The 886-nt window shown below is 69.3% G+C and carries 1 protein-coding gene; it reads right to left on the reverse strand.

Annotation, left to right across the window (positions count from 1 at the left end; genetic code table 11):
* Positions 1–63: 63 nt before the first annotated feature.
* Positions 64–886 (reverse strand): FAD-dependent oxidoreductase (locus AZG88_RS36100; RefSeq protein WP_197487997.1); only part of this gene is annotated, 823 nt, incomplete at its 5' end.

Consider the following 886-nt stretch of genomic DNA (forward strand, 5'->3'; position numbering starts at 1 on the left):
CATACGATCTTCGTGCGTCGGTTCACGGCCTCGAGCCTAGTCGTCCCGCGCGCCCTTCTCCATTTAGACGACTGCCAGCGGGAGCGCCGTCGGGTGCACCGGCGACGGGAGGTCCGACGCCCCGGTCAGATACACGTCGACCGCGTGCGCCGCGGACCTGCCCTCCGCGATCGCCCATACCACGAGCGACGCGCCGCGATGCGCGTCCCCGCAGACGAAGACCCCGGGTGCGGTGGTCTGCCAATCCGGTCCGCAGGAGAGCGATCCGCGCCGGGTGGGCGACAGCCCGTAGTCGTCGAGCAGCGGTCCGAGATCGACACCCTCGAATCCGATCGCGAAAAGCGCCAATTCGCACGGCAATTCGATCTCCTCGCCGACCGGCGTGATGATGCGTTTGCCGTCCTCGCGGGTGACCCGGACCTCGGCGAGCACCATGGATCGGACGTTCCCGTTCTCGTCACCGAGGAAGCGTTGCACCGCGACCTGATACCGGCGGACACCGCCCTCGGCGTGCGCGGGCGACGTGCGCAGCACCATCGGCCACGCCGGCCACGGCGTCGCTGCCTCGTCCCGTTCCGTCGGCAACTCCGGGTTGTAATCCAGCAGGGTCACCGACAGCGCGCCCTGGCGGTGCGCCGTTCCGAGGCAGTCGGCCCCGGTGTCGCCGCCGCCGATGATGACGACGTGCTTGCCCTTGGCGGTGATCGTCGCGGGACCGTCCCCCTCGCATTCCTTGTTCGAGGTGACGAGGTGTTCCATCGCGAGGTGGATCCCGTTCAGCTCCCGGCCTTCGACGGTCGTGTTGTCACGGCCCCGGAGCGCGCCGATCGCGAGCACGACGGCGTCGAAGTTCTCGCGCATCTGCTCCACGGTGAGGTCGACGCCG

Source organism: Rhodococcus sp. LB1, assembly GCF_001583455.1.
In the GTDB taxonomy this organism is placed as follows: domain Bacteria; phylum Actinomycetota; class Actinomycetes; order Mycobacteriales; family Mycobacteriaceae; genus Rhodococcus_F; species Rhodococcus_F opacus.